General features: G+C 66.1%; 26 protein-coding genes. 13 read left to right on the top strand and 13 right to left on the bottom strand.

What is annotated here, in order from left to right:
- Positions 1–76: 76 nt before the first annotated feature.
- Together ACZK4Z_RS15010 and ACZK4Z_RS15005 are read right to left on the bottom strand one after the other, a co-directional pair.
- Entirely contained in the window at positions 77–493 is a 417-nt protein-coding gene (locus ACZK4Z_RS15010; RefSeq protein ID WP_032129663.1) for an energy transducer TonB, read from the bottom strand.
- On the bottom strand, positions 490–840 hold the full coding sequence (locus tag ACZK4Z_RS15005; RefSeq protein ID WP_100440645.1) for a 4a-hydroxytetrahydrobiopterin dehydratase: 351 nt from the start codon (positions 838–840) through the stop codon (positions 490–492). The genes ACZK4Z_RS15010 and ACZK4Z_RS15005 overlap by 4 nt, the downstream gene beginning before the upstream one ends.
- A 90-nt stretch (positions 841–930) precedes the next feature.
- Between ACZK4Z_RS15005 and ACZK4Z_RS15000 the strand changes: the two genes are divergently transcribed.
- Complete coding sequence (locus ACZK4Z_RS15000) at positions 931–1,530, top strand: NfuA family Fe-S biogenesis protein (RefSeq protein ID WP_125895477.1); 600 nt, start codon at positions 931–933, stop codon at positions 1,528–1,530.
- Between the two features lie 10 nt (positions 1,531–1,540).
- Positions 1,541–3,307, top strand: a complete 1,767-nt coding sequence (locus tag ACZK4Z_RS14995) for a hypothetical protein (RefSeq protein WP_125895478.1) — start codon at positions 1,541–1,543, stop codon at positions 3,305–3,307.
- 625 nt (positions 3,308–3,932) lie between these two features.
- Here ACZK4Z_RS14995 and ACZK4Z_RS14990 read toward each other — a convergent pair.
- Together ACZK4Z_RS14990 and ACZK4Z_RS14985 are read right to left on the bottom strand one after the other, a co-directional pair.
- Positions 3,933–4,346: a barstar family protein gene (locus tag ACZK4Z_RS14990; protein WP_032129660.1), complete on the bottom strand. Its 414-nt coding sequence runs from the start codon at positions 4,344–4,346 to the stop codon at positions 3,933–3,935.
- Positions 4,343–4,804, bottom strand: coding sequence for a guanyl-specific ribonuclease (locus ACZK4Z_RS14985; protein ID WP_478450892.1), 462 nt, complete (start codon positions 4,802–4,804; stop codon positions 4,343–4,345). The genes ACZK4Z_RS14990 and ACZK4Z_RS14985 overlap by 4 nt, the downstream gene beginning before the upstream one ends.
- Positions 4,805–5,023: 219 nt before the next feature.
- Here ACZK4Z_RS14985 and ACZK4Z_RS14980 point away from each other — a divergent pair, with 219 nt between their 5' ends.
- Complete coding sequence (locus ACZK4Z_RS14980; RefSeq protein WP_005410310.1) at positions 5,024–5,635, top strand: superoxide dismutase; 612 nt, start codon at positions 5,024–5,026, stop codon at positions 5,633–5,635.
- A gap of 134 nt (positions 5,636–5,769) precedes the next feature.
- Here the strand turns inward: ACZK4Z_RS14980 and ACZK4Z_RS14975 are convergent, their stop codons facing one another.
- Positions 5,770–6,606, bottom strand: coding sequence for an endonuclease/exonuclease/phosphatase family protein (locus ACZK4Z_RS14975; protein WP_049398779.1), 837 nt, complete (start codon positions 6,604–6,606; stop codon positions 5,770–5,772).
- Positions 6,607–6,769: 163 nt separating this feature from the next.
- Between ACZK4Z_RS14975 and ACZK4Z_RS14970 the strand changes: the two genes are divergently transcribed.
- Both ACZK4Z_RS14970 and ACZK4Z_RS14965 read left to right on the top strand, forming a co-directional pair.
- On the top strand, positions 6,770–8,335 hold the full coding sequence (locus tag ACZK4Z_RS14970) for a POT-type proton-dependent oligopeptide transporter (RefSeq protein ID WP_032129657.1): 1,566 nt from the start codon (positions 6,770–6,772) through the stop codon (positions 8,333–8,335).
- 7 nt (positions 8,336–8,342) lie between these two features.
- The gene (locus ACZK4Z_RS14965) at positions 8,343–8,969 is read left to right on the top strand and encodes a rhomboid family intramembrane serine protease (protein WP_032129656.1); all 627 of its coding nucleotides are present in this window, start codon (positions 8,343–8,345) and stop codon (positions 8,967–8,969) included.
- 43 nt (positions 8,970–9,012) lie between these two features.
- Here the strand turns inward: ACZK4Z_RS14965 and ACZK4Z_RS14960 are convergent, their stop codons facing one another.
- On the bottom strand, positions 9,013–9,174 hold the full coding sequence (locus tag ACZK4Z_RS14960; protein ID WP_165929939.1) for a hypothetical protein: 162 nt from the start codon (positions 9,172–9,174) through the stop codon (positions 9,013–9,015).
- Between the two features lie 209 nt (positions 9,175–9,383).
- On the opposite strand from ACZK4Z_RS14960, the gene ACZK4Z_RS14955 reads away from it, so the two are divergent.
- From ACZK4Z_RS14955 to ACZK4Z_RS14940, 4 genes are all read left to right on the top strand, one after another.
- Positions 9,384–9,686 (top strand): GNAT family N-acetyltransferase, encoded by a 303-nt coding sequence (locus ACZK4Z_RS14955; protein WP_006455911.1) that lies wholly within the window; start codon positions 9,384–9,386, stop codon positions 9,684–9,686.
- A gap of 37 nt (positions 9,687–9,723) precedes the next feature.
- The gene (locus ACZK4Z_RS14950) at positions 9,724–10,605 is read left to right on the top strand and encodes a DUF3298 and DUF4163 domain-containing protein (RefSeq protein ID WP_071229774.1); all 882 of its coding nucleotides are present in this window, start codon (positions 9,724–9,726) and stop codon (positions 10,603–10,605) included.
- 19 nt (positions 10,606–10,624) lie between these two features.
- The gene (gene cfa / locus ACZK4Z_RS14945; RefSeq protein WP_125895481.1) at positions 10,625–11,740 is read left to right on the top strand and encodes a cyclopropane fatty acyl phospholipid synthase; all 1,116 of its coding nucleotides are present in this window, start codon (positions 10,625–10,627) and stop codon (positions 11,738–11,740) included.
- 161 nt (positions 11,741–11,901) lie between these two features.
- A complete protein-coding gene (locus tag ACZK4Z_RS14940; RefSeq protein WP_180837504.1) occupies positions 11,902–12,663 on the top strand; it encodes a hypothetical protein in 762 nt (253 codons plus the stop codon).
- Positions 12,664–12,862: 199 nt separating this feature from the next.
- On the opposite strand, the gene ACZK4Z_RS14935 is transcribed toward ACZK4Z_RS14940, so the two are convergent.
- On the bottom strand, positions 12,863–15,031 hold the full coding sequence (locus ACZK4Z_RS14935; protein WP_125895483.1) for a M3 family metallopeptidase: 2,169 nt from the start codon (positions 15,029–15,031) through the stop codon (positions 12,863–12,865).
- 130 nt (positions 15,032–15,161) lie between these two features.
- Between ACZK4Z_RS14935 and ACZK4Z_RS14930 the strand changes: the two genes are divergently transcribed.
- On the top strand, positions 15,162–15,641 hold the full coding sequence (locus ACZK4Z_RS14930) for a glutathione peroxidase (protein WP_125895484.1): 480 nt from the start codon (positions 15,162–15,164) through the stop codon (positions 15,639–15,641).
- 79 nt (positions 15,642–15,720) lie between these two features.
- Here ACZK4Z_RS14930 and ACZK4Z_RS14925 read toward each other — a convergent pair whose 3' ends face one another.
- The 4 genes from ACZK4Z_RS14925 to ACZK4Z_RS14910 form a co-directional block, all read right to left on the bottom strand.
- Positions 15,721–16,500: a ferredoxin--NADP reductase gene (locus ACZK4Z_RS14925; protein WP_046984352.1), complete on the bottom strand. Its 780-nt coding sequence runs from the start codon at positions 16,498–16,500 to the stop codon at positions 15,721–15,723.
- Between the two features lie 79 nt (positions 16,501–16,579).
- Complete coding sequence (locus ACZK4Z_RS14920) at positions 16,580–18,451, bottom strand: ABC transporter ATP-binding protein (RefSeq protein ID WP_125895485.1); 1,872 nt, start codon at positions 18,449–18,451, stop codon at positions 16,580–16,582.
- Positions 18,452–18,692: 241 nt separating this feature from the next.
- Complete coding sequence (locus ACZK4Z_RS14915; protein WP_012511595.1) at positions 18,693–19,142, bottom strand: carboxymuconolactone decarboxylase family protein; 450 nt, start codon at positions 19,140–19,142, stop codon at positions 18,693–18,695.
- Between the two features lie 36 nt (positions 19,143–19,178).
- Positions 19,179–20,075: an RNA polymerase sigma-70 factor gene (locus tag ACZK4Z_RS14910; protein WP_125895486.1), complete on the bottom strand. Its 897-nt coding sequence runs from the start codon at positions 20,073–20,075 to the stop codon at positions 19,179–19,181.
- A 147-nt stretch (positions 20,076–20,222) separates the two neighbouring features.
- Between ACZK4Z_RS14910 and ACZK4Z_RS14905 the strand changes: the two genes are divergently transcribed.
- From ACZK4Z_RS14905 to ACZK4Z_RS14895, 3 genes are all read left to right on the top strand, one after another.
- Entirely contained in the window at positions 20,223–21,740 is a 1,518-nt protein-coding gene (locus ACZK4Z_RS14905; protein ID WP_125895487.1) for a fumarate hydratase, read from the top strand.
- 127 nt (positions 21,741–21,867) lie between these two features.
- Positions 21,868–22,203 carry a hypothetical protein gene (locus tag ACZK4Z_RS14900; RefSeq protein ID WP_478450891.1) on the top strand — a complete coding sequence of 112 codons (336 nt, stop codon included), beginning with the start codon at positions 21,868–21,870 and terminating at the stop codon, positions 22,201–22,203.
- Between the two features lie 58 nt (positions 22,204–22,261).
- Positions 22,262–22,897 carry a glutathione S-transferase family protein gene (locus ACZK4Z_RS14895; RefSeq protein WP_049398760.1) on the top strand — a complete coding sequence of 212 codons (636 nt, stop codon included), beginning with the start codon at positions 22,262–22,264 and terminating at the stop codon, positions 22,895–22,897.
- A gap of 71 nt (positions 22,898–22,968) precedes the next feature.
- On the opposite strand, the gene arsC is transcribed toward ACZK4Z_RS14895, so the two are convergent.
- A complete protein-coding gene (gene arsC / locus ACZK4Z_RS14890; protein ID WP_125895488.1) occupies positions 22,969–23,310 on the bottom strand; it encodes an arsenate reductase (glutaredoxin) in 342 nt (113 codons plus the stop codon).
- Positions 23,310–24,464 carry a phospholipase A gene (locus ACZK4Z_RS14885; RefSeq protein WP_049434855.1) on the bottom strand — a complete coding sequence of 385 codons (1,155 nt, stop codon included), beginning with the start codon at positions 24,462–24,464 and terminating at the stop codon, positions 23,310–23,312. Before ACZK4Z_RS14885 ends, arsC begins: the two co-directional genes overlap by 1 nt.
- Positions 24,465–24,565: the final 101 nt, after the last annotated feature.

Raw genomic sequence — 24,565 nt, 5'->3', positions numbered from 1 at the left:
CAGACAACCGCCCCGGATGAACGCGGGGCGGGGAGGGCGAGGCGGGCGTCGGCTGGCCTCGTCGGGGCGCGCGCGATCAGCCGCCGCGGCGCAGGCGTTCTTCGATGGCGAAGCACTGGTCCGGCTTCGGCTGCGGCGGGTTGAAGCTCACCGGCACCTGGATCGTGGCCGGCACCGGCTGGCCGTTGCGGGTGGCGGCATTGAACTGCCAGCCCTGCACGGCGGTCCTGGCCAGCTCGTCCAGCTGGGGGTTGCCGGCGCCGGTCAGCAGAGCCACTTCGCTCGGCTTGCCATCGGTGCCGATGGTCACCTTGAAGGTGCTGGTGCCGCCCACACCCATGCAGGCCAGCTCAAGCGGGTACTGCGGCGGCGGTGTCTTCACCGCAGCCACTTCGGTGGGCGGCGGCGGTGGTGGTGCCGCTGGTTCGGACGCGCCACAGCCGGCCAGGCCGGTCGCAGCGATCAGGGACAGGCTCAGCAAACGTACGTTCATGGCAGTTGCTCCGTCAGGGCCGAAGTCTTCGCCGCACAGATGAAGTCGTTCTCGCTCAGGCCGCCCACATCGTGGGTGGAGAAGCGCACGACCGCGCGGTCGTAGTGCACGCCCAGGTCCGGATGGTGGTCCTCGCGGTGGGCAATCCAGGCCAGCGCGTTCACGAAGGCCATGGTGGCGTAGTAATCCTTGAAGCGGAAAGTGCGCAACAGGGCCTGCCCGCCCTCGCTCAGCTCCCAGCCGGGAATCTGCGGCAGCAGTTCGGCCAGGCGGGCTTCGCCGAGCTTGTGGTCGCTGCCTTTGCGCGGCACGCAACGGGCCTGGGCCAGTGGAATCAGGTCGGCCATGGGAATCTCCACCTCGTGTTGACTGAACAATGCGCCGGACGGTGTATAAATCGAATGAGCGGCTGACGCTTACTTGGCTAGAATAGCCTGATGATCCAGATCTCCGACACTGCCCAGACCCATTTCCGCAAGTTGATCGAACGCGAGGGCGTGCCCGGCATGGGCGTGCGCCTGAGTGCCGTCGACCCTGGTACGCCGCGCGCCGATGCCAGGCTGGAATTCGCCGAACCGACCGACCTGCTCGGTGACGAGTGGGCGGTGGACTGCGATGGCTTCACCCTCTACGTCGATGCGAGCAGTGTCGGCTGGCTCGATGGCGCCGAGATCGACATCGTCGCCGGCACCGCCGGTACCCAGCAGTTGACCATCAAGGCGCCGCGCATCAAGGGTGAGGCCCCCGGCGATGCCGCTTCGCTGGTCGAGCGCGTGCACTGGGTGGTGGAAAACGAAGTCAATCCGCAGCTGGCCTCGCATGGTGGCAAGGTGGCCGTGCAGGAAGTCTCGTCCGACGGCGTGGTGCTGCTTCGCTTCGGTGGTGGCTGCCAGGGCTGTGGCATGGCCGACGTGACGCTCAAGCAGGGCATCGAGAAGACCCTGATGGGCCGTGTGCCGGGCGTGACCGCCGTGCGCGACGCGACCGACCATGACAGCGGCCACGCGCCGTATATCCCGCGCGGCAACGTCGCCTGACCGCTGACGCGTGCCTCTGACCCGGGCCGAGCAACTCATCGAACTGCTGCTGGCCCGCCAGCAGCCACGCGCCGTCCTCGAGAAGTCCACGCGCCTGCCCTATGGCTGGGCGCTGTGGCTGCGCTCGCTGGGCCCGCTGCCGCGGCCGTTCCACGCCCGCGAAGTGATTGCGGTATTGCTGCCGCGCCCGCTGCCTGGAGCGCCGGGCCAATCACCCCGGCTGTCGCCGTGGCAGGCGCTGCGCCGGTTGTTCTGGCAGGACTGGGATGCTGCGCCGCGCGATCAGCGCTGGATGCGCTGGACCTCGGCGTTGGCCAGCGCGCTGCTGCACCTGCTGTTCTTCATGCTGCTGCTGTGGGTTGCGGTGATCCGCACCACGGCACCGGAAGCAGGGGGCGCCGAAGGCGAGCGTGTGCAGGTGGAATTCGTCGGCCGCGCCTCCCAGGAGGGCGGAGGCGATCAGCCGGGTGCCGAGGCGGCTGCGGCTGCACCGGCCGGCCAGGTTGCCGCCGGCCAGGCAGCAGGGGCCGCGACTGCACCTGAGCCGCGACCTGCGGCCGCGTCGGCGCCTGCGCCTGCACCGGCTCCAGCACCGGCAGCCAGCGTGCCGTCGCCGCCGGCCGAAGCCGAGCCGGCCCCGCTTGCGGCCCCGCCACCGTCGCCGGTGCAGGCCACCGAAGTGGCGCAGGCCAGCACGGATTTCGTGGTGCCGCCGGTCAGCGTGCCGCGCACCGAGGTCAGCATCGTGCCGCGTGACACCACACCCACGGTGCGCGAGCGCAGCGTGCAGCCGGTGCAGGCGCCGCCAACCCCAACCGTGATGCGTGCGCCGCAGATCGCGGTGCGGACGCCGCAGCTGCGTGACATCCCGGTGCAGGAGCGCGAAGTCAGTACGGTCGATGCACCGGCGGTGTCGCAGCCACTGCGCACGGCCGATGTGCAGGTGCGCGTGCCGCAGCGGGACGTACAGGTGCGCGAGCGTGAAGTGCAGGCGGTGGTCGATCCGCAGGTGCGGATGGCGACCGTCGCCGGTCGTGAACCGGCAGTGCATGCGCCGGCGGGTCGTGACGTACAGGTGCGCGAGCGCGAAGTAGCCTCGGCACCGGCGGCAGCCCCTTCGTCTTCCAGTGGCAATGCACCCGCGGCAACGCCCGCGCCGGCAGCCAGTGGCAGCGCGACGCAGGCGAGCAGCAGCGCTGCGCGGCCTGCTGCATCCAGCACGACCCCGGCCCAGGCTGGAGCGCGCCCGGCCCCCAATCCGGGCAACTGGGCCACGCCCGCCAAGGGCGATGACTGGGGGGCATCGAGCCGCAACCAGGACGGCGCCGACAAGGGCGCCCGCCAGGCCAGTACCAGCGGCAAGGGCAGTGGCCTGTTCAATGCCGATGGCAGCGTCCGCGTGCCGGGCCAGGAAGGCGAGGGGCGTGCCGAGCGCGGTGCGCCAGGTGGCGCCAACGACGGCTGGAGCAAGGAACGCATCGCGCAATCGGGCACCTGGTTGAAGCGACCGCCGTACGACTACACGCCCACTTCGTTCGACAAGTACTGGGTGCCGCAGGAATCGCTGCTGGCCGAATGGGTGCGCAAGGGCGTCAAGGCGATGGAGATTCCATTGCCGGGTACCAGCACGAAGATCTCCTGCGTGATCTCGATCCTGCAGGCCGGTGGTGGCTGTGGCCTGACCAATCCGAACATGCAGGACCAGCCAGCGGTGGCACGACCGCCGCCGGACATCCCGTTCAAGAAAGAGCTGCAGGAAGATAACGGGAGCCGCTAACGGCTCCCGTTGTCCACGCATGTTTCCTTATCCCCGCGCCGTTGGCGCGCCCCCTTGAACAACAAGGGGACTTTTCGATGGACCCATCGCGGGATGTGACGGCCATGCTGGCGCGCTTTGGTAGGTGCCAACCTTGGTTGGCACAGAAGCGCCGACCAAGGTCGGCCTCTACCTGGGCGATGACCTCACGCGCTCTGCGACAGAAACATCCAGAACGGCAGGTCTCCGCCAACCCACTGGCCGGCTCGCGCTTTGGTAGGTGCCAACCTTGGTTGGCACAGACGCGCCGACCGAGGTCGGCATCTACCGGATGCACGTGCGCCGACCAAGGTCGGCCTCTACCTGGGTGGTGACCTCACGCGCTCTGCGACAGAAACATCCAGAACGGCACGTCTCCGCCAACCTGCTGGCCGGCTCGCGCTTTGGTAGGTGCCAACCTTGGTTGGCACAGAAGCGCCGACCAAGGTCGGCCTCTACCTGGGTGGTGACCTCACGCGCTCTGCGACAGAAACACCCAGAACGGCACGTCTCCGCCAACCTGCTGGCCGGCCCGCGCTTTGGTAGGTGCCAACCTTGGTTGGCACAGAAGCGCCGACCAAGGTCGGCATCTACCACGGCATTGCGCTTACGCGCTCTGCGACAGGAACACCCAGAACGGCACGTCGCGGCCAACCCAGTCGCGGCTGGCTTCGTCCATCACGTCCAGCAACGTGTCGAAATCCTTCTGCGTGGAGGCGCGCAACGTGTCCACGTCGGCCAGGAACAGCGCGTAGCCGTTGGCCGGAAGCCACTGCAGGTCGCGCAGGTTGTCCGACAGCGCATCCCAGTTGCCGCCGAAGCCGGCAGGGAAATCCAGTTGCGCGGCCAGCCGGGCCAGCAGGGTGCGCTTGTCGGCCACGCCTTCCAGGTCGATGCGGATCACCTTCAGCCCGGCATCGCGCATCGCAGCGGCCAGTGCGCCGATGTCGTCGCTGTCGATGGCGTAGACGCCGGCATTGTTGATGTCATGCAGGCCGAGGCCGAAATCATCGTGGCTCATTGCTGCGCTCCCTGGGCCGGTACGGTGAAGCTGCGGAACGATGTGTAGTGGTCGTCGGTGTAGTACCACGCCTCCGGCGGATCGCCACCGGTGACGATGCGGCGCGTGCCGCGGGTACGCGCACCGGGGGTGTCGACGGTGTATTCGCGGTAGTAGCCGCGCGGGCGCTGCGGCAGCTGCTGCTCGCGGTTGCCGAAGGTGCTGCCGTCCTGGCGGTGCGGGAACGGGCCGCCACGCTGGATCAGGGCGATGGTCTGCCGGGCTTCGGCGGGCAGGAATGCGGGCAGGCCGCTGTCGTTGCCGGTTGCGGGCGTGGCCGTGGCCGGCGCGCGCGCGGCAGGCGCACCCTGCAGGTCCGGCGCGAACTGCGGCGCCGGTGGGCGCTGCATGAAATGGTTGACGACCAGGCCGAGCAGCAGCAGGGCGATGGCGGTGATCAGCAGCCGGGGGTTGCGCATGAGCAGGGGCGGGCGAGGGTGGTGCGGGCACTGTAGCGCCTGTGCGCTGCACGGTGCATGAGGACGCCGTCGCGTCACTGCTGCGTAACAATTGCCGTCATGCTCACTGGCAGGACGCAATTTCCTTTACATCCCCCTTGGTAATCTGGTGGTCTGTCCCCATCATTCACCGCGCAACGCCCGACACCGTCGGGTGCCCTCGCAATCAGGAGATGCATCATGGCCTATACCCTGCCCAAGCTGTCCTACGCCTACGACGCGCTGGAACCGCATATCGATGCGGCGACGATGGAAATCCATCACACCAAGCATCACCAGACCTACATCAACAACGTCAACGCGGCGCTGGAAGGCACCGAGTACGCTGACCTGCCGGTCGAAGAACTGGTGAAGAAGCTCAAGTCGCTGCCGGAGAACCTGCAGGGTCCGGTGCGCAACAATGGTGGCGGCCATGCCAACCACTCGCTGTTCTGGACCGTGATGGCTCCGAATGCTGGCGGCAACCCGGTGGGCGACGTGGCCAAGGCCATCGACAAGGACCTGGGCGGCTTCGACAAGTTCAAGGACGCCTTCACCAAGGCGGCGCTGACCCGTTTCGGCAGCGGCTGGGCGTGGCTGAGCGTGACCCCGGACAAGAAGGTCGTGGTCGAGAGCACCGGCAACCAGGACAGCCCGCTGATGGAAGGCAACACCCCCATCCTCGGCCTGGACGTGTGGGAACACGCGTACTACCTGAAGTACCAGAACCGTCGTCCGGAATACATCGGCGCGTTCTTCAACGTCATCGACTGGAACGAAGTCGAGCGCCGTTACCAGGAAGCGATCGCCTGATCGCGGTAACGGGATGAACTGAGAAGGACGGCGGGGAGACCCCGGCCTTTTCTGTTGCAGGAGTCATTCGGTAGTGCCGGCCGCTGGCCGGCAATCGTGTGGTACCCGAGGAGCCGGCCAGCGGCCGGCACTACCTATTCCGCGCCCTGCAGCCGCAGGGTGGCCATCACGCCCAGGCGCAGGCCGGGCAGGTCGCCGTCGGCCGGCAGCAGGATCGGCTGCTGGCGGATGCCGCCGAAGTGCTTGACCTGGAACAGCACATCCAGGCCGTGGCCGCTGCTGCCACCGCCACTGGCCGCCGGCGCTTCGGCGCGGCCGCCGGGATTGCGCCGGGCCGGCTGGAAACCCGGCGTGCTGCGCACCAGTTCCACCGTGTTGGCCGAGAAATCGCCAGCAATCAGGCTGGGCATGCCCTCGGCGGTGGCGCCGATCCAGGTCATCAGGTCGCTGGTCTGATGCTGGCGGGCGGTGGCCTCGTCCGGGTCCGGGCGCAGCCGTGCCACATAGATGTTGACCAGTGCCTCGCCCAGCTTCAGCCGCATCATGCCGGCGGCGCTGAAGGTGCCGGGTGGGTGCAGCAGGGTCACGCCATCCTCGCTGACCGGCAGCCGGGTCAGCATCGCGTTGCCATGCCGCAACGGCTGGCTGGGCGGATCGGCGGTAACGAAGTCGCAGCTGTAGCGCAGCCGGCTGGCCAGCCAGCAGGCCGGATTGCGGCCCTGCTGCTGCAGCACCTGCTGCACCGAGATCACGTCCGGCTGCAGGTCGGTCAGCAACTGTGCGACCTGCTCACGGCGCAACTTCCATTGCGCGTCATCGCGGCTGGGCAGTTCCAGCGCGGCCACGGTCAGTTGCCGGGGCTCGTTGTCACTGGCAGTGGCGGCCGTTGCCTGCGGCCGCGCCTGTGCCTGCAACGCCATCAGCAGCACCAGGCAACTGAGCAGGAGACGGGCGGGGGCGAGGGGGCGCATAACGATAAGTTTACGCTTTTGTCGTGCAGGTGCCGTGACTTCCGACACGGAGTGTCGCTGCCTGCCATGGATTGGCACCGTTGTCATGCAGCCCTGCAGCGTGCTTCGCAAGCCCTGCTTCCGGTAATCTTGCGCCTTTCGCTTTGCAGGATTGCCTTACAGGATGAGCCACGACGCAGTTGCCCCCATCGCCGGCCAGGGAAAGATGCCGCGCCAGATCCCGTACATCATCGGCAATGAGGCCTGCGAGCGGTTCAGTTTCTACGGGATGCGCAACATCCTGGTGCAGTTCCTGATCACCTCGCTGCTGCTGCAGGAAATCACTGCGGAAGGCCGTGCCGGTGAAGCCAAGGACATCATGCACAGCTTCATGATCGGCGTGTATTTCTTCCCGCTGCTCGGTGGCTGGCTGGCCGACAGGTTCTTCGGCAAGTACCACACCATCCTATGGTTCAGCCTGGTCTACTGCGCCGGCCATCTGTGCCTGGCGCTGTTCGAGAACAGCCGCGAGGGCTTCTTCCTCGGACTGGGCCTGATCGCGCTCGGTGCCGGTGGCATCAAGCCGCTGGTGGCCTCGTTCATGGGCGACCAGTTCGACCAGAGCAACAAGCACCTGGCCAAGATCGTCTTCGACGCCTTCTACTGGATCATCAACTTCGGCTCGCTGTTCGCCTCGCTGCTGATCCCGCTGGTGCTGAAGAACTGGGGCCCGCAGTGGGCGTTCGGCATCCCGGGCATCCTGATGTTCATCGCCACCTTCGTGTTCTGGCTGGGCCGCAAGCGCTACGTGCTGGTGCCGCTGCCGCCGAAGGATCCGCATTCGTTCGCCAACGTGGTGCGTACCGCACTGACCACGCGCGTGGCCGGCCAGGGCCGTCCGGGCCTGGTGATCGCCGTGCTCGGCCTGGTGCTGGCAGTGGCCTCGTTCGGCCTGGTTGGCTCGCTGGGCATTGTCATCTGCCTGTGCCTGGCGCTGGTATCGATCCTGGCCGGTATCGGCGGTGGCACCTGGCTGCAGCTCGATCGCGCCCGTGGCCAGCATCCGGCCGAAGCCGTCGAAGGCGTGCGCTCGGTGCTGCGGGTGCTGGTGATCTTCGCGTTGACCACGCCGTTCTTCTCGCTGTTCGACCAGAAGGCCTCGACCTGGGTCCTGCAGGGCCAGCAGATGCAGATGCCGAGCTGGTTCACCGCCTCGCAGATGCAGGCACTGAACCCGCTGCTGGTGATGATCCTGATTCCGTTCAACAACCTGGTGCTGTACCCGGCCCTGCGCCGCTTCGGCTTCGAGCCGACCGCGCTGCGCCGCATGACCGCCGGCATCGCCTTCAGCGGCCTGGCCTGGATCGTGGTCGGCGGCATCCAGGTGGTGATGGACGGGGGCAACGCCATGTCGATCTTCTGGCAGATGCTGCCGTATGCGCTGCTGACCTTCGGTGAGGTGCTGGTCTCGGCCACCGGCCTGGAGTTCGCCTACAGCCAGGCGCCGCAGGCGATGAAGGGCGTGGTGATGAGCTTCTGGAACCTGACCACCACCATCGGCAACCTGTGGGTGCTGCTGTCCAACGCGGCGGTGCGCAACGATGCGGTGACCCACAAGATCGCCAGTACGGGCCTGAGTGAAGCGGCGTTCCTGATGTTCTTCTTCGCCGGTTTCGCCTTCGTCGCGGCGTTGGCCTTCGGTTGGTACGCGAAACGCTATCGTATGGTCGACAACTACCGTAGCGCCTGAGCCTGACATGACCCCCGTCAATCTGCTGTTGATCGCCATTACCGCCATCCTGTCGTGGATGGCGTTCAACAACCGCAAGCTGGCCGACCGCCTGATCCTGTGGCCGCCAGCCGTCGACCGTCACCGCCAGTACGACCGGCTGGTGACCTATGGCTTCATCCACGCCGACTGGTCGCACCTGATCTTCAACATGATCACCCTGTTCTTCTTCGGGGGATTCATCGAGAGCGTGATGGTGCAGCTGACCGGCAGCTACCTGACCTACCCGGCGTTCTACATCGGTGCGCTGCTGGTCTCGATCCTGCCCAGCTACCTGAAGAACCAGAAGAACCCGAACTACCTCAGCCTGGGTGCGTCCGGTGCGGTGTCGGCGGTGCTGTTCGCCTTCATCCTGATCAAGCCGTGGTCGATCATCCTGGTGTTCTTCATCCCGGCGCCGGCCATCGTCTACGCCGCGTTCTACGTCGGCTACAGCATCTGGATGGACAAGCGCGGCGGTGACCGCATCAACCACAGCGCGCACCTGGCAGGCGCGGCGTTCGGCGTGATCTTCATGCTGGCCATGCAGCCGAGCATCTTCACTCACTTCCTGCGCGAACTCTCCAACCCGACCTTCCGCCTCGGCGGCGGTTGATGACGGGAGCGGGGCGGATCGGCAGCGATCCGCCCCCGCTGTTTCAGAGCGTGGGCTGCTGACCGTAGGTATCCAGCAGGCGGGCGAACACTTCTTCGCCGATGCGCTGGAAATCCTGGTCCTGGGTCTGCCCCTCCACCGCCAGTTGCAGCAGGCCCTCCAGCAGGGCGCGGTCGGTATCTGAATGGGAATCGCTGGGGTGCATCGGAGCCTCCGCGGTGGTGCGCATGATCAACGGTCGCAAGGGCCGTGCCAGCCTGGCCGTACCCCTCCACAGGCGATAGCGGCCGCCAGCGCTCCAGCTTGAGGGTCGCAAACTGACGTGAATGGAACGGACTTGCCCCTGTTCAGGCTTCACGCGATCATGGCGCCCGGCTGCGCACCATCCACGCAGTCGCCGCAGGAGACAGTTCCATGGCTTCGGTCACGCCCCCCGGTCTGGCCTACGAGGTCGAACACGACCTGGCCAACCATCGCTTCACCGCCCGTGTGCGCGGACAGCTGGCGGTGCTGGACTACCAGATCAAACGCAGGCGCATGGTCATCACGCATACCGAGGTGCCCGAGCCGATTGCCGGCCGAGGCATCGCCGGTGAGCTGACCCGTGTGGCGCTGCGTTTTGCCCGTGAGCAGAAGTACAAGGTGGTGCCGGCGTGTTCCTACGCCGAGGCCTTCCTGCAGCGGCATGAGGAGTACCACGACCTGCTCGTTGGCTGAATGCCAGCGGGCCACGCTTCAGCCATGGCAGGCGATGATGTACAAACATGAACAGGGGATCCCGATGAAGATTGGAAACAACCGGCCATTGCACGGCAGCGTGCTGGCCGGCGTGGTGGGCGTGCTGTTGCTGGCCGGTTGCCAGCGTGAAAGCGAGCCGGCACCGGCGACCGACGCGGCGCCCGCCGCCGAAGCCACCGCCGCAGGTGAAACGCCGGCCACGGAAGCGCCGCTGGACCTGCGCGACGTGATCGAGAACAACGAGCGCGAAGTGGTGGGTATCAGCTACCCGGCCGGCATCGACCGCTACCCGGGCCTGGCCCGCGCCCTGCAGAGCTATGCGACGAGTGCGCGCAGTGACCTGCAACAGGCGCTGGACGGGCTGGGCAATGACAAGCCGACCATGCCGTACGAGCTGTCGCTGAGCTTCGAGAAGCTGCTGGAAACCCCGCAGCTGGTGGTGGTCAGTGCCGATGGCAGCCGCTACACCGGTGGCGCCCATGGCGAACCGCTGGTGGCCCGATTCGTGTGGCTGCCGCAGCATCAGCAGATGCTCAGCGCCGAAAAGCTGGTGGCCGATGCCAAGGGCTGGAAGGCGATCAGCGATTTCGTCGCCGACCAGCTGCGTGAACGCGTGGCCACCCGCCTCAGCGGTGAGGACATGGATCCGGCCCAGCTGCAGGAATCGCTGCGCAACGCATCGCGAATGATTGCCGACGGCACCGGCCCGCAGGCCGACAATTTCAGCCAGTTCCAGCCGCTGACCGACGACAAGGGGCAGATCACCGCGCTGCGCTTTGTTTTCCCGCCGTACCAGGTGGGTCCATACTCGGACGGCACCCAGACCGCCGATGTACCGGCGGCGGTGCTGTTGCCGCACGTGGCCAAGGACTACGTGGAGCTGTTCGCACGCGGTTGACCGCAGTCGAGGAGGTGGCGTGGATACAGGGTTGCAGGAGCGGGTCGCCGGCCTGCTGCAGGAAGCCGGGGTCCGCATCGGCGGTACCCAGCCACAGGATATCCAGGTTCATGACCCGCGCTTCTTCGCGCGGGTCATGGCGCACGGCTCGCTTGGCCTCGGCGAGAGCTACATGGACGGTTGGTGGGATGCCAACGTCCTGGACGACTTCCTTGTCCACCTGATGCAGGCGCACCTGGACGAACGGGTGCACGGTTGGCGCGAAGTGGCCGATGCACTGAAGGCGCGCCTGTTCAACCTGCAGGTGGGACAGGGCAGCTACGAGGTGGGCCGCCGCCACTACGACCTCGGCAATGATCTCTACCAGGCCATGCTGGGCCAGCGCCTGGTCTATAGCTGTGGCTACTGGCGCAATGCCGGCGATCTCGACGCCGCGCAGGAAGCCAAGCTTGACCTGGTCTGCCGCAAGCTGGGCCTGCGCCCGGGGCAGCGTGTGCTGGACATCGGCTGTGGCTGGGGCGAAGCCCTGAAGTTCGCCGCCGAGCGCTACGGTGTCAGTGGCGTCGGCGTGACCATTTCGCAGGAGCAGGCCGAGTTCGCCCGCGAACTGTGCGCCGGCCTGCCGATCGAGATCCGCCTGCAGGACTACCGCGAACTGCACGAGCCGTTCGATGCGATCTTCTCGATCGGCATGTTCGAGCACGTCGGCGACAAGAACTACGCCAGCTTCTTCGAGGTGGCCAGGCGTTGCCTGTCACCGCGCGGCCTGCTGCTGCTGCACAGCATCGGCACCAACATCTCGCGGCATCGTACCGACCCGTGGATCGCGCGCTACATCTTTCCCAACTCGATGCTGCCATCGGCGGTGCAGATCACCAAGGCGTTCGAGGGCTGCTTCGTGCTGGAGGACTGGCACAACTTCGGCACCGATTACGACCTGACCCTGCAGGCCTGGCGGCGCAACGTGGAAGCGGCGTGGCCGCGGCTGGATGCGCGCTACGACGAGCACTTCCGGCGCATGTGGCGCTTCTACCTGGCCGGGTCGATGGCCACCTTCCGTTGCCGGCACGCGCAGCTGTGGCAGCTGGTGCTGTCGCCGGAAGGCGTGCCGGGTGGGTACGTGGCGCCACGTTGAGGCTGCACTTCTGCCCTGCGCGACCGATGGTGCGGATCGTGGAAGACGCGACATCGCTTGACGTCATGCGCGAGCGTTGTCGGCGCTGTGCCTGGCTGGGGTGACGTGGGCGCTAAACTTGTCGACCAGCGGCATCACCGCTTCACTGAAGGCATCGCAGCATGGGTTGGGACATCACCTATCATCCGATTGCGGAATCCGAGATCCGTGACATTTATTTCCGTGCGCTTGAGGATGGCGCGCTGGTCGCCGAGCTGCAGCAGCGGTTCCAGATCGAGCCGTTCTACATGGAGCAGCTGCAGGAGCGCATCGAGGAGGCTCGCTCGATCAGCGCAGAAATGCCTTTCGAGAAGGGGCACGCTTTGTACCTGGCGATCGTGGCCGGCCACCTTCGGCAGTATCACTATCTCCGCGGGAGCGCCCTTTCGTTTTTCATCGACGATCCGGTGGTCGCCCGCTATTTCGCGGACTGGCGGCAACTGGTGCCGTTGCAGTGGGCGGATGCTGCCGCCGGCAACCATCTACGTGAAAACTATGGTGGTGGCGTGTTCATCACGCATGCCCGGCTGAAGCAGTTACGCGCTGATCATGCAGTGGACAGCGCACTGGCTGCGCGCCTGGAGGAGCTGTTCTCCGATGGACGCCTGGTCGTTTTCTGGCGTGTTGTCGATGATGCCATCGCCAAGGGCTGTGGACTGCTGGAGGGCAGCGAGGTGGTCGAGCCGAACCCGATGGATCTCAATGCATCGACCAGCTTGAGCAATCTGCTGAACTGCGCGCCGGATGGCGCGATGCTGTATGCGGAGGCCGCGGCGGCACAGCTGGCGGAGTTCGTGGCAGCGCACCCGGATATCGCATCGACTGCCGCTGCCACGCCCGGTACGCCGAAAGGGCGGTGGTGGGAGCGACTGTTTCGGCGGTGACCGGAGAGCATCCACGCATGGCGTGGATCTACTGGTGGGTGCCGATCGTTGGTCGGTACGATCCATTCGCGCCACGAACCCCGGCATCATCGATCCACACATGACGCACTCCAGTAGATCCACGCCATGCGTGGATGGCGCCAACAAAAAACCGCCCGGTCTTCCGGGCGGTTTTCGTTTCAGGCTACCGCGCGGGCGATCAGTTGCCGGCGCCGGTCAGGCCACGCTTTTCCAGCAGCGGTTCGATCTGCGGCTCGTGGCCGGCGAAATCGCGGAACAGCTGCATGGCATCCACGCTGCCGCCCTTGGACAGCAGGGTGGCGCGGAAGTGGTCGCCGTTCTTGCGGCTCAGGCCGCCGTTGTCCTTGAACCACTTCTGGGTGTTGGCGTCGAGCACTTCCGACCAGATGTAGGCGTAGTAGCCGGCCGAGTAGCCGCCCATGATGTGGCTGAAGTACGGGGTCTTGTAGCGCGGCGGAACCGGCGCGTAGTAGATGCCGTCCTTCTCCAGCGCGGCGCGCTCGAAGGCCATCACGTCCTTGGCGGCCGGCACCTGGTCGGCGCCGATCTGGTGCCAGCGCTGATCAAGCATGGCCGCGCCCAGGTACTCGGTGGTGGCGAAGCCCTGGTTGAACTTGGCCGCTGCCAGCACCTTGTCCAGCAGTGCCTGCGGCATCGCCGAACCATTCTGGTAGTGCTTGGCGTAGTTCTTCAGGATGACCGGGTTGTCCGACCACATTTCGTTGACCTGCGAGGGGAACTCGACGAAGTCACGCGGCACCGAGGTGCCCGAGAAGTACGGGTACTTCACGTTGGAGAACATGCCGTGCAGGGCGTGGCCGAACTCGTGGAAGGTGGTGTTCACCTCGTCCCAGGTCAGCAGGGTCGGCTGGCCGGCCGGCGGCTTCGGGATGTTCAGGTGGTTGGCGACCACCGGCTTGAAGCCGGTCAGCTTGGACTGCGAGACGTAGGAGTTCATCCACGCACCGCCGCGCTTGGAGGCGCGTGCATACGGGTCGAAGATGAAGATCGCCAGCTGGCTGCCGTCAGCGTCGAACACGTCGTAGACGGTGACGTCATCGTGGTAGACCGGCAGGTCGGTGCGCTGCTTGAAGGTCAGGCCGAATTCCTGGCCGGCGGCGTAGAACACGCCGTTCTCCAGCACGTTCTTCATCTCGAAGTACGGCTTCAGCTGCGACTCGTCGAAGTTGTACTTGGCCTGGCGCACCTTCTCGCTGTAGAAGGCCCAGTCCCACGGTTCCAGCTGGAAGGTCGGCTTGCGCGCGGCCTTCTGTTCCTTGTCGATCATCGCCTGCAGATCGGCGGCTTCGCGCTTGGCGTTGGCCACGGCGGCCGGAGCCAGCTTGCCGAGCATTGCGTTGACCGCTTCCGGGGTCTTGGCGGTCTGGTTGGTCAGGTTGTAGGCGGCGAAGTTCGGGAAGCCCATCAGCTTGGCCTTGTCGGCACGCAGCTGCATGATGCGCGAGACCAGCGCGGTGTTGTCGAACTCACCGCCGCGGCTGCCGCGGGTGGTCGAGGCTTCGTAGATCTTCTGGCGCAGGGCGCGGTTGGCCAGGTTGGTCAGCGGCGGCTGGCCGGTGGTGTTGAGCAGGGTGATCACGTACTTGCCTTCCAGGCCACGGGCCTTGGCGGCTTCGGCGGCGGCAGCGATCTGCTCCTTGGACAGGCCGTCCAGCTCCTTGACGTCGTCGACGGTGATCGCCGAAGCGTTCACTTCCGACTGCACGTTCTGGCTGAACTTGGTGCCCAGGTTGGCCAGCTCGGCGTTCATCTCCTTCAGCGTGGCCTTGTCAGCCTCGGACAGCTTGGCGCCGGCGCGCACGTAGTTGTCGTAGTACTTCTCGACCAGGCGCACGCCTTCGGCGTCCAGGCCCAGCTGGCTGCGGGTGTCGTACAGCGCCTGGATGCGGGCGAACAGCTTGCCGTTCAGCGCGATCGCATCGCTGTGCGCGGCGAACTTCGCCGAGTAGTCGGCCTGCAGCTTCTTGCGGGTGTCGTTGGTATCGGCGCCTACCAGGCTGAAGAACACGGTGGTCGCACGGTCGAGGATGTCACCGCTCTTTTCCAGGGCGATGATGGTGTTGTCGAAGGTCGGCTTGGCCTTGTTGTTGGCGATCGCCTCCACTTCCTTCAGCTGCTGCGCCATGCCGGCGTCGAAGGCCGGGGCGAAGTCGCTGTCCTTGATCTTGTCGAACTGCGGGAAATGCAGCGGCAGCGGGCTTTCGGCGAAGAACGGGTTGGCCTGCTGGGCATTGGTGCTGGCAGCCGGGGTGGCGGCGCCGGCCGAGAAGGCGGGCAGGGCAAGGCCGAGGGACATGGCCACGGCAAGGGCAAGGCGAGTGGTCAAGGTAGGAACTCCGGTAAGGCAAACAAGGGCCCGAGGGTAACCCGGCCGGCGGCGCCCGCACTTGTGTCAAAAGGCATGTTGCCGGGGCCGGGCGCGGGTACCATGCATTCACCGCCCACGGCCCGCTGCCATGACCACTGCCTACGACTTCAGCTTCCGCGACCTCGACGGCCAGCCGCAGGCCCTGGCCCGGTACCAGGGGCACCCGATGCTGCTGGTCAATGTCGCCAGCCGCTGTGGCTTCACCCCGCAGTACACCGGGCTGGAACAGCTGTGGCAGGAGTATCGCGAGCGTGGCCTGGTGGTGATCGGGTTCCCATGCAACCAGTTCGGTGCACAGGAGCCCGGCGACGCCGCGCAGATCCGCCAGTTCTGTTCGCTGGACTACCCGGTCAGCTTCCCGCTGTCGGAGAAGATCGAGGTCAACGGCGAGGGGGCTGATCCGTTGTGGGCATGGCTGTCACGCGAGAAGCGCGGCCTGCTGGGTAGCGCCCGCATCAAGTGGAATTTCAGCAAGTTCCTGGTCGACCGCCAGGGGCAGGTGGTGTCGCGGCATGCGCCCACCACCAAGCCGGAGCAGCTGCGCGGCGAGATCGAAGCGCTGCTGTGAGATGAACCCAAAAAGGGGACGGAGGGGATTAAGTCGTTTGTGCACAAACGACTTAATCCCCTCCGTCCCCTTTTTTTGTTTATTTCTCGACGAAGGCGCGTTCGAACACGTAGTGGCCCGGCTGGCCGATACGCGGCGAGACCTGGAAGCCACGGGCATCGAGCACGCTGCGCAGGTCGGCCAGCATCTGCGGGCTGCCGCAGATCATCGCGCGGTCGTTCTCCGGGCTCAGCTCCGGCAGGCCGAGGGTGCGCTGCATCTCGCCGCTTTCCATCAGCTGGGTCAGGCGGCCCTGGTTGGCGAACGGCTCGCGGGTGACGGCCGGGTAGTACAGCAGCTTGTCGCCGATCATCTCGCCCAGGAACTCATGCTCACGCAGTTCCTTCTCGAAGTAGTCGCGGTAGGCGAGGTCCTTTTCGTAGCGCACGCCGTGGCAGAGGATCACCTTCTCGAAGCGCTCGTAGGTTTCCGGGTCCTTGATGACCGACAGCCACGGCGCCATGCCGGTGCCGGTGCCCAGCAGGTACAGGTTCTTGCCGGGGTGCAGATCGCTGATCAGCAGGGTGCCGGTGGGCTTCTTGCCGACCAGCACCTTGTCACCCGGCTTGATGTGCTGCAGGCGCGAGGTCAGCGGGCCGTCCTGCACCTTGATGCTGAAGAACTCCAGATGCTCTTCCCAGTTGGCGCTGGCGATGGAATACGCGCGCAGCAGCGGCCGCGCCTCGGTTTCCAGGCCGATCATCACGAACTGGCCGTTCTCGAAGCGGAAACCGCTGTCGCGGGTGAGGGTGAAGCTGAAGTAGGCATCGGTCCAATGACGGACCTCAAGCACCGTTTCGGCGCCAAAAGCGGAGGACATGGGCGTATCTATCGGAAGTCGTCGGGGTGATTCTATCTCAAATGAGACAGGTTCTCATTAGGCGGAACGAGAGGCGTTCTCAGCGGTAGCCGGCCGCCTGCAGCTCGAACAGCTCGGCGTAGCGGCCGCCCTGGGCCATCAGCTCTTCATGGGTGCCGCTGGCCTCGATCCGGCCATCGGCCAGCACCAGGATGCGATCGGCCATGCGTACCGAAGAGAAACGGTGGGAAATCAGCACTGCGGTGCGATTATCCGCCAGTTCCCTGAACCGCTGGAACACCTCGAACTCACTTCGCGCATCCAGCGCCGCCGTTGGCTCATCCAGGATCATCACCTGCGCATTGCGCATCCATGCGCGGGCGATGGCGATCTTCTGCCATTGGCCGCCGGACAGGTCCACGCCCTGCTTGAAGCGGCGGCCGATCAGCTGGTCGTAGCCGCCGGGCAGGTCGTCGATCACTTCCTCGGCCATGCCACGCCGTGCGGCGTCGGCGATGCGCGCCTGGTCGTCCATCGCCTCGACCTGGCCGACGCCGATGTTCTCGCCGGCGCTGAGGTTGTAGCGCACGAAGTCCTGGAAGATCACCCCGAGGTTGGCGCGCAGGTCGTCCAGGTCGTAGTCGCGCAGGTCGCGGCCATCGAGCAGGATGCGGCCCTCGTCCGGTTCGTACAGCCGTGCCAGCAGCTTCACCAGGGTGGTCTTGCCGGCGCCGTTCTCACCGACCAGCGCCAGTACTTCGCCAGCCTGCAGCTGGAAATCAAGGTGGCGCACCGCCCATTGCTCGGCATCCGGGTAGCGGAAGCCGACGTTCTCGAACACGAAGCCCTGGCGGATCGGCTGCGGCACGCGCACCGCACCTTCACGCGAGTGGATTTCCGGCTGGATCTGGAAGAACGAGAACAGGTCATCCAGGTACAGCGCCTGGCTGGCCACCTGCGAGAACCCGATCAACAGGCCCTCCAGCAGCTGGCGCAGGCGCAGGAAGCTGCCGGCGAGGAAGGTCAGGTCGCCGATCGAAAAGTCGCCGCGCACCGTGCGCCAGGCGATGTAGGCGTAGGCGGTGTAGTAGCCCAGCGTGCCCAGTGCGGCCAGCAGCGTGCCCCAGAACGCGCGGCGCCGGGCCAGGGCGCGGTTGGCCTGGAACAGCGCCACCGACAGGCGCCGGTAGCGCTCCACCAGGAAGCGATGCAGGTTGTAGATCTTCACTTCCTTGGCCGTTTCCACGCTGGCACCGAGCTGGCGCAGGTAGTCGAGCTGGCGGCGCTCGGGCGTCCACTGGAAGTTGAGGCTGTAGCCGGCCGCGTTGAAGTGCGATTCGCCGATGAAGGCCGGCACCAGGGCCAGCGCCAGCAGCAGGATCAACCACGGCGCGTAGACCAGCAGGCCGACGGCGAGGCTGGCCACGGTGATCGCGTCCTGCACCTGGCCGAACAACTGGCTCATCAGGTTCATCCGGCCCATGGTCTGGCGTCGCGCACGGTCCAGCTTGTCCTGCAGGTCCGGGTCTTCGAAATCCTCCAGATCCAGCGTCGCAGCGTGCTCCATCAGCCGGATGCTGGTGACGTTGGCGAACAGTTCCGAGAGCAGAGCATCGGCGTAGCTGACCAGCCGGCCGAGCAGATCCGAGGCGATGGCCAGGCCGAATTCCAGCGCCAGCAGGCCCAGCAGCGGATTCAGTATGCCGCTGGACAGTGCTTCGCCCAGCGGCGGGAAGCCAGCGTCGTGCTGGCTCAGGTGCAGGGCGCTGTCGATGATCAGCTTGCCGACGTAGAGCATCGCCACCGGCAGCAGCGCACGGATCAGGCGCAGGCCAAGGCTGGCCAGGGTGAGCGCGGGGCTGGTCTTCCAGACCATGCGCAGGAACGGTGGCAGGTTGCGCATCGCCTTGAAGCGCTGGCGCAGGCTGGGTTTCTTCGCGGCGGCAGCGCCAGCGGTGGGGGTAGCAGGCATGCGCGTATTGTGCGCGCCTGACGCGTGCAGATGGGGTCAGTGCAGGCGTGTGGCCGCGCCGGGGTCAGATCCCTTTGCGGCGCAAAGGGCTCTGACCTCATCTGCCCGGATCGGGTCAGAGCCCTTCGTAATGCGAAGGGATCCGACCCACCACATCCACGCATGGCGTGGATCTACCGTGTCGACCAAGGTCGACACCTACCAACAGCTGCAGAACCTGCCTGGCCCGGCTTGCCTCCCTTTACGGCAGCGGCGGCAGCAGCCCGGCGCCCAGCCGGTTCCAGGCATTGATCACCGCGATGCCCATGCTCAGGTCGCTGATGCCCTTCTCATCGAAGTGCGGTGCCAGTGCATCGAACGCCGCCTGTGACGGTGCACCGTCGGTCAGCCGGGTCAGTGCCTCGGCCCAGCCCAGCGCCGCACGCTCGCGGGCATCGAAGAAACGGCTTTCGTGCCAGGCGGGCAGGGTATCGAGCTTGCGCGGCTCGATGCCGCCCTTGCGCAGCGTAGTGGCATGCATGTCCATGCAATAGCCGCAGCCGTTGAGCTGCGACACGCGCAGGAACACCAGTTCCATCAGGGTCGGATCAATCGAGCTGTCATGCACCGCCTGGCTGGTGGCCAGCAGGCCCTTGAAGGCTTCGGCGGCCAGGCGGGTGTAAGGGACGCGGGGAGAGGCGTGGTCGGACATTTTCGGCTCCACGGCGGCCACGATGGCCGCCTTTCATTACAAGGACGCCGTGCCGTCCCTGTTCGTGACAACGTCCGGCAGCTTTTCCGGATTCAGCACGCTGTACACGTTGGCGATGCGGCCAGCGACCACCTCGATGGTGGTGACCGAGTGCAGGCGATCACCGATGAAGCGCAGGATCGCCGGCTCGCCGTTGACGTAGCCCAGCTGCGCCGAATGCGCCGCGCCACGGCGGGCGATGGCCCAGAACAGGCGTCCGATGCGTTCGGCGCCCAGCAGCGGGCGGATCGCCGCGGTAACCACGCCGCCACCGTCGGAGACCAGCAACGCGTTGGCGTGCAGCAGGGTCTGGATCGCTTCGCTGTCGCCGCGCTGGGAAGCGTCCATGAAGCGTGCCAGCAGCTGCCGGTGCTGGCTGGCATCGGCATTGAAGCGTGGCCGCCCAGACTGCAGGCGCTGCCGGGCACGATGCACCAGTTGCCGGCAGTTGGCCTCGCTGTGGCCGATCAGGTCGGCGATCTCACGGTAATCGTGGTCGAAGGCTTCCTTCAGCAGGAAGGCGGCGCGTTCCTCGGGGCCGAGCTGTTCGAGCAGGGTCAGGAAGGCGACCGAGATGTCGTCGGCCAGCGCATGCAGCTGGGCCGGGCCGGGCGCCGGGTCGGGCTCCAGGGTGACCGCCAGTGGCTCGGCCAGCCACGGGCCGACGTAATGCACGCGCTCGCGCTTGGCTGCGCGCAGCCGGTCCAGGCCGAGCCGGGTGGTGGTGGTGACCAGCCAGGCTTCGGGGTCGCGGACGGCCGCCGGGTCGGCGCCGGACCAGCGCAACCAGGCATCCTGGACCACGTCTTCGGCGTCGGTGCGACTGCCGAGCAGGCGGTAGGCCAGCGCCATCAGACGCGGACGGTGGTTCTGGAAAGCGGTTTCAGCGTTCATGTGGGCAAGGACGCCGCAGTGGCGCGTGGCGTGACAGAGGGTGTGCGTGGATAGTGCAGGCCAGCGGCCGGCACTACCACCCCGCGGCCGGGGGAGGGGGTAAAATGGGCGGATTACCCCCGCCAGCCTCCAGCAAGCGAGCAAGTCGTGACATCGATCAAGCAGGAAGACCTCATCCAGTCCATCGCCGACGCGCTGCAGTACATCTCGTACTACCACCCGGTCGACTACATCAAGAACCTTGCCGCCGCCTACGAGCGCGAGGAGTCGCCGGCCGCGAAGGAAGCGATGGCGCAGATCCTGATCAATTCGCGCATGTGCGCCGAAGGCCACCGTCCGATCTGCCAGGACACCGGCATCGTCACCGTGTTCCTGGAAATCGGCATGGACGTGCGTTGGGACGACGCCACCATGGGCGTGGAAGACATGGCCAATGAAGGCGTGCGCCGTGCCTACATGCACCCGGACAACAAGCTGCGCGCCTCGGTGCTGGCTGATCCGGCCGGCAAGCGCATCAACACCAAGGACAACACCCCGGGCGTGGTCAACGTCAAGGTGGTGCCGGGCAACACTGTCGACGTGATCGTCGCCGCCAAGGGCGGTGGTTCGGAAGCCAAGACCAAGTTCGCCATGCTCAACCCGTCCGACTCCATCGTCGACTGGGTGCTGAAGACCGTGCCGACCATGGGCGCCGGCTGGTGCCCGCCGGGCATGCTCGGCATCGGCATCGGCGGCACCGCCGAGAAGGCGATGCTGCTGGCCAAGGAAGCGCTGATGGAGCCGATCGACATCACCGAGCTGCAGGCCCGTGGTGCGTCCAACCGCATTGAAGAGCTGCGCCTGGAGCTGTACGAGAAGGTCAACGCGCTGGGCATCGGTGCGCAGGGCCTGGGTGGCCTGACCACCGTGCTCGACATCAAGATCAACGATTACCCGACTCATGCGGCCAACCTGCCGGTGGCGATGATCCCGAACTGCGCGGCCACCCGCCATGCGCACTTCACCCTGGATGGCAGCGGCCCGGTGATGCTGGACCCGCCGTCGCTGGAGGACTGGCCGAAGCTGACCTACGATTCGTCCAAGGGCACCCGCGTGGACCTGGACACGATCACCCCGGAGGACGTGGCCAGCTGGAAACCGGGCCAGACCCTGCTGCTGAACGGCAAGCTGCTGACCGGCCGCGACGCCGCGCACAAGCGCATGGTCGACATGCTCAACAAGGGCGAGGAACTGCCGGTCGATCTGAAGGGCCGCTTCATCTACTACGTCGGCCCGGTCGATCCGGTGCGCGACGAAGTGGTGGGCCCGGCTGGTCCGACCACGGCGACCCGCATGGACAAGTTCACCCGTCAGGTGCTTGAACAGACCGGCCTGCTGGGCATGGTCGGCAAGGCCGAGCGCGGCCCGGCGGCGATCGAGGCGATCCGTGACAACAAGTCGGCCTACCTGATGGCTGTTGGCGGTTCGGCCTACCTGGTGTCCAAGGCGATCAAGGCCGCCAAGGTGGTCGGATTCGCCGACCTCGGCATGGAGGCGATCTACGAGTTCACCGTGCAGGACATGCCGGTGACGGTGGCGGTGGATTCCAGCGGTGAGTCGGTGCACAAGACCGGCCCGCGCGAATGGCAGGCCCGCATCGGCAAGATTCCGGTGGTGGTGGAGTAATCCTGCCGCGCTTCCGGTTCAAGCAACGGCGCCCGTGTGGCGCCGTTGTTGTGTGGTGAGGGTTAACGAACCTGCAGCATCTGCTCTGCTCTGCTAGGCTCGGCGCGACCTCACACAGGACGTGTTCATGGGCCTGCATCGATTCATCGCCGTTGCGATCCTGCTGGCCCTGGCCGGCTGCAGTACAACCTCGTCCTATGAAGGTACGGACTTCTCCGCCTCCTCGCAGTGCCGCATGCAGTGTCAGGCCGACTATCGCAGCTGCATGGCGCGGGGCAGTATCGGCAGCAACGACTTCAGCTGCGAACAACAGATGGTGCCGGCGCCGGACAAGCGCTGCAAGGACATTGCCAACCCCGAGCTGCGCCGTTCCTGTGAACTGAAGACGCACGACTGCGCGATACGCACGCCGATCATGTCCTGTAGCGAAAGCCGCGATACCTGCATGAGCCGCTGCGGCTGAGCAACGATTGCGCGCGTGGGCGCATAATCGGCTGATCCACCTGCACAGGATCTTCCGCATGAGCACCACGCTGTATGGTTCAACCAGTACCGCCGCGCTGGTGGTTCACTGGCTGCTGATCGAGCTGGGCATCGAGCACGAACTGGTGCTGCTGGATTTCGACGCGCGCGAGCACAAGTCGGCGGAGTACCTGGCGCTGAATCCGGCCGGTGTGGTGCCGACACTGCTGATAGATGGCTTGGTACTGACCGAAGCGGCGGCGATCGCACTGTATCTGGCTGACCGCCATCCGGAGGCCAACCTGCTGCCCGCACTGGGCACGCCGCAGCGCGCCGATGCCTACCGCTGGATGTTCTGGTGTGCCAATACGCTGCAGCCGGCCTATCGTGCCTGGTTCTATCCGCATGAAATGGCGGGCGAGGCAAATATCGAAGCGAGCCGCGAGATGGCCCGTCAGCGCCTTGAGGCGGCCTGGCAGCAGGTCGCCACGCACCTGCAGGCGCATGGCCCCTACCTGCTGGGCACCACGCCCTGCGTGGTCGACTACATGCTGGTGATGCTGATGCGCTGGTCGCGCAACATGCCGAAGCCCAGCGACACCTGGCCGGTGCTGAAGGCACATGCCACGTCGATGAAGGCGCGCCCGGCGTTCGCCGAGGTATACCGCCGCGAGGGCATCACCGACTGGCGGTAACCAGAAAAGGGGACGGAGGGGATCAAGTCGTTTGTGCACAAGCGACTTGATCCCCTCCGTCCCCTTTTCCGTTACAGGATCTCCAGCACCGTTTCCGGTGGACGGCACAGCCGGGTGCCCTTGGGCGTGCGCACCACGGGGCGGTTGATCAGGCGCGGGTGTGCGGCCATCGCGGCCAGCAGCGTGGCCTCGTCCGCATCTTCCAGGCCCAGTTCGGTGAACTGTGCTTCCTTGCTGCGCACCAGATCACGTGCGCTCAATCTGGATTCGGCCAGCACCTGGCGCAGTGTGGTCACATCGGGTGGATTGCCCAGGTACTCGATCACCTCCGGATCGAAGCCGGCATCGCGGATCAGCTTCAATGCGCCACGCGAGTTGCTGCAGGCCGGGTTGTGCCAGATCGTCACGTCCATCAGAACCACTCCAGCAGCGACACGCCCACGCCCACGTAGGTGGCCTTGTGGTTGTAGTCGATCAGGCTCTCGCCATAGCCGTCGAAGACCTGCACATGGCCGCGCAGCAGGTTGCTGATCGGGAAGCCGTAATCCAGCTGCAGGGCGCCGTGCGAACGGCTGCCGGTGCGCAGCGAGTGGCGCGCCATCAGTGAGACTTCGTGGCCGTTGCGGTTCCAGGTCAGGGTCGCATCACCGCGGCCCATGTAGTCCTCGATGTCCGGATTGTTGTCGTCGCTGCGGGTCTCGGGAATGCGGTACCACGGCCGCAGCACCAGCGCCCAGTTCTCGCGGTCCAGGCCGATGTTGAGCATCACCCGGTTCCAGCTGCGCGACAGTGGGTCGGCACGGCCGTTGGACTGGTGGTTCAGCGCGATGCCGGTCATGCGTCCACGCCAGCCACCGATCGAGTAGCCGTTGCGGAACACCATCATCACTTCCGGCTCGTAGTTGGTTTCGCGGAACGGGCGCGAATCCTCGCCGTTGTAGGCCTGCCAGCGCGAGCTCTGGGTGTAGCCGGCCCAGATGTCGCCGTTGTCGCCGAACAGGTTCTCGGCGATCTTGGTCTTGAAGCTGATCTGGAACTTCAGTTCGGCGCTGTCCAGCACCTGCGGCGTGGTGACCGTGTTGGCCGGATTCGGTGAATGCGGCGTGGTGTTGCGGTCGCTGGTCCAGAACGCGGGCAGCAGGTACACCGGCTTGTAGGCACGCAGCTGGAATGGGCCGAGCTTGGAGTCCTCGGCCAGTTCCCAGCGGCTGTCCAACAGCGAACCGCGGCCGGCATTGGCCAGCGCGCTGTCCGGCGCAGCGGGGCGGAACAGGTCGCTGACCCGCTCGCGCAGTTTCTCTTCGCCTTGGCTCACGCGTGCGGTCTGGCGTTCTTCGCGACGGGCCTGCGCGGCCGCCTCGGCAGCGGCATCCGCGGCGGCCGTGGCCTGCGGCGTATGCGCGAACAGGCGGTCATAGCAGGCCAGGCGCGCCGCGTCAGTGGTGATGGCGGCACACGCCGCCGGCGAGGTATCGGTGCTGGGCACGAATTCCTGCGCGGCCAATGGGGCACTGGCCAGGGCCAGCGCCAGCGGCGCAAGGCGGGGAAGCAGCGGGGGGAGGGTCATTCCAGCAGGCCCTTCGGTGAATACGGGAATCGCACAGTGTGGCGGCTGTACCGCATCGCGGCCAGCCCCCACGGTTTATGCACGGCCACCGCGTGCGCGCG

This window comes from Stenotrophomonas sp. 71799_Sma, from assembly GCF_056482505.1.
This window is presented reverse-complemented; position numbering and strand designations above follow the sequence as displayed.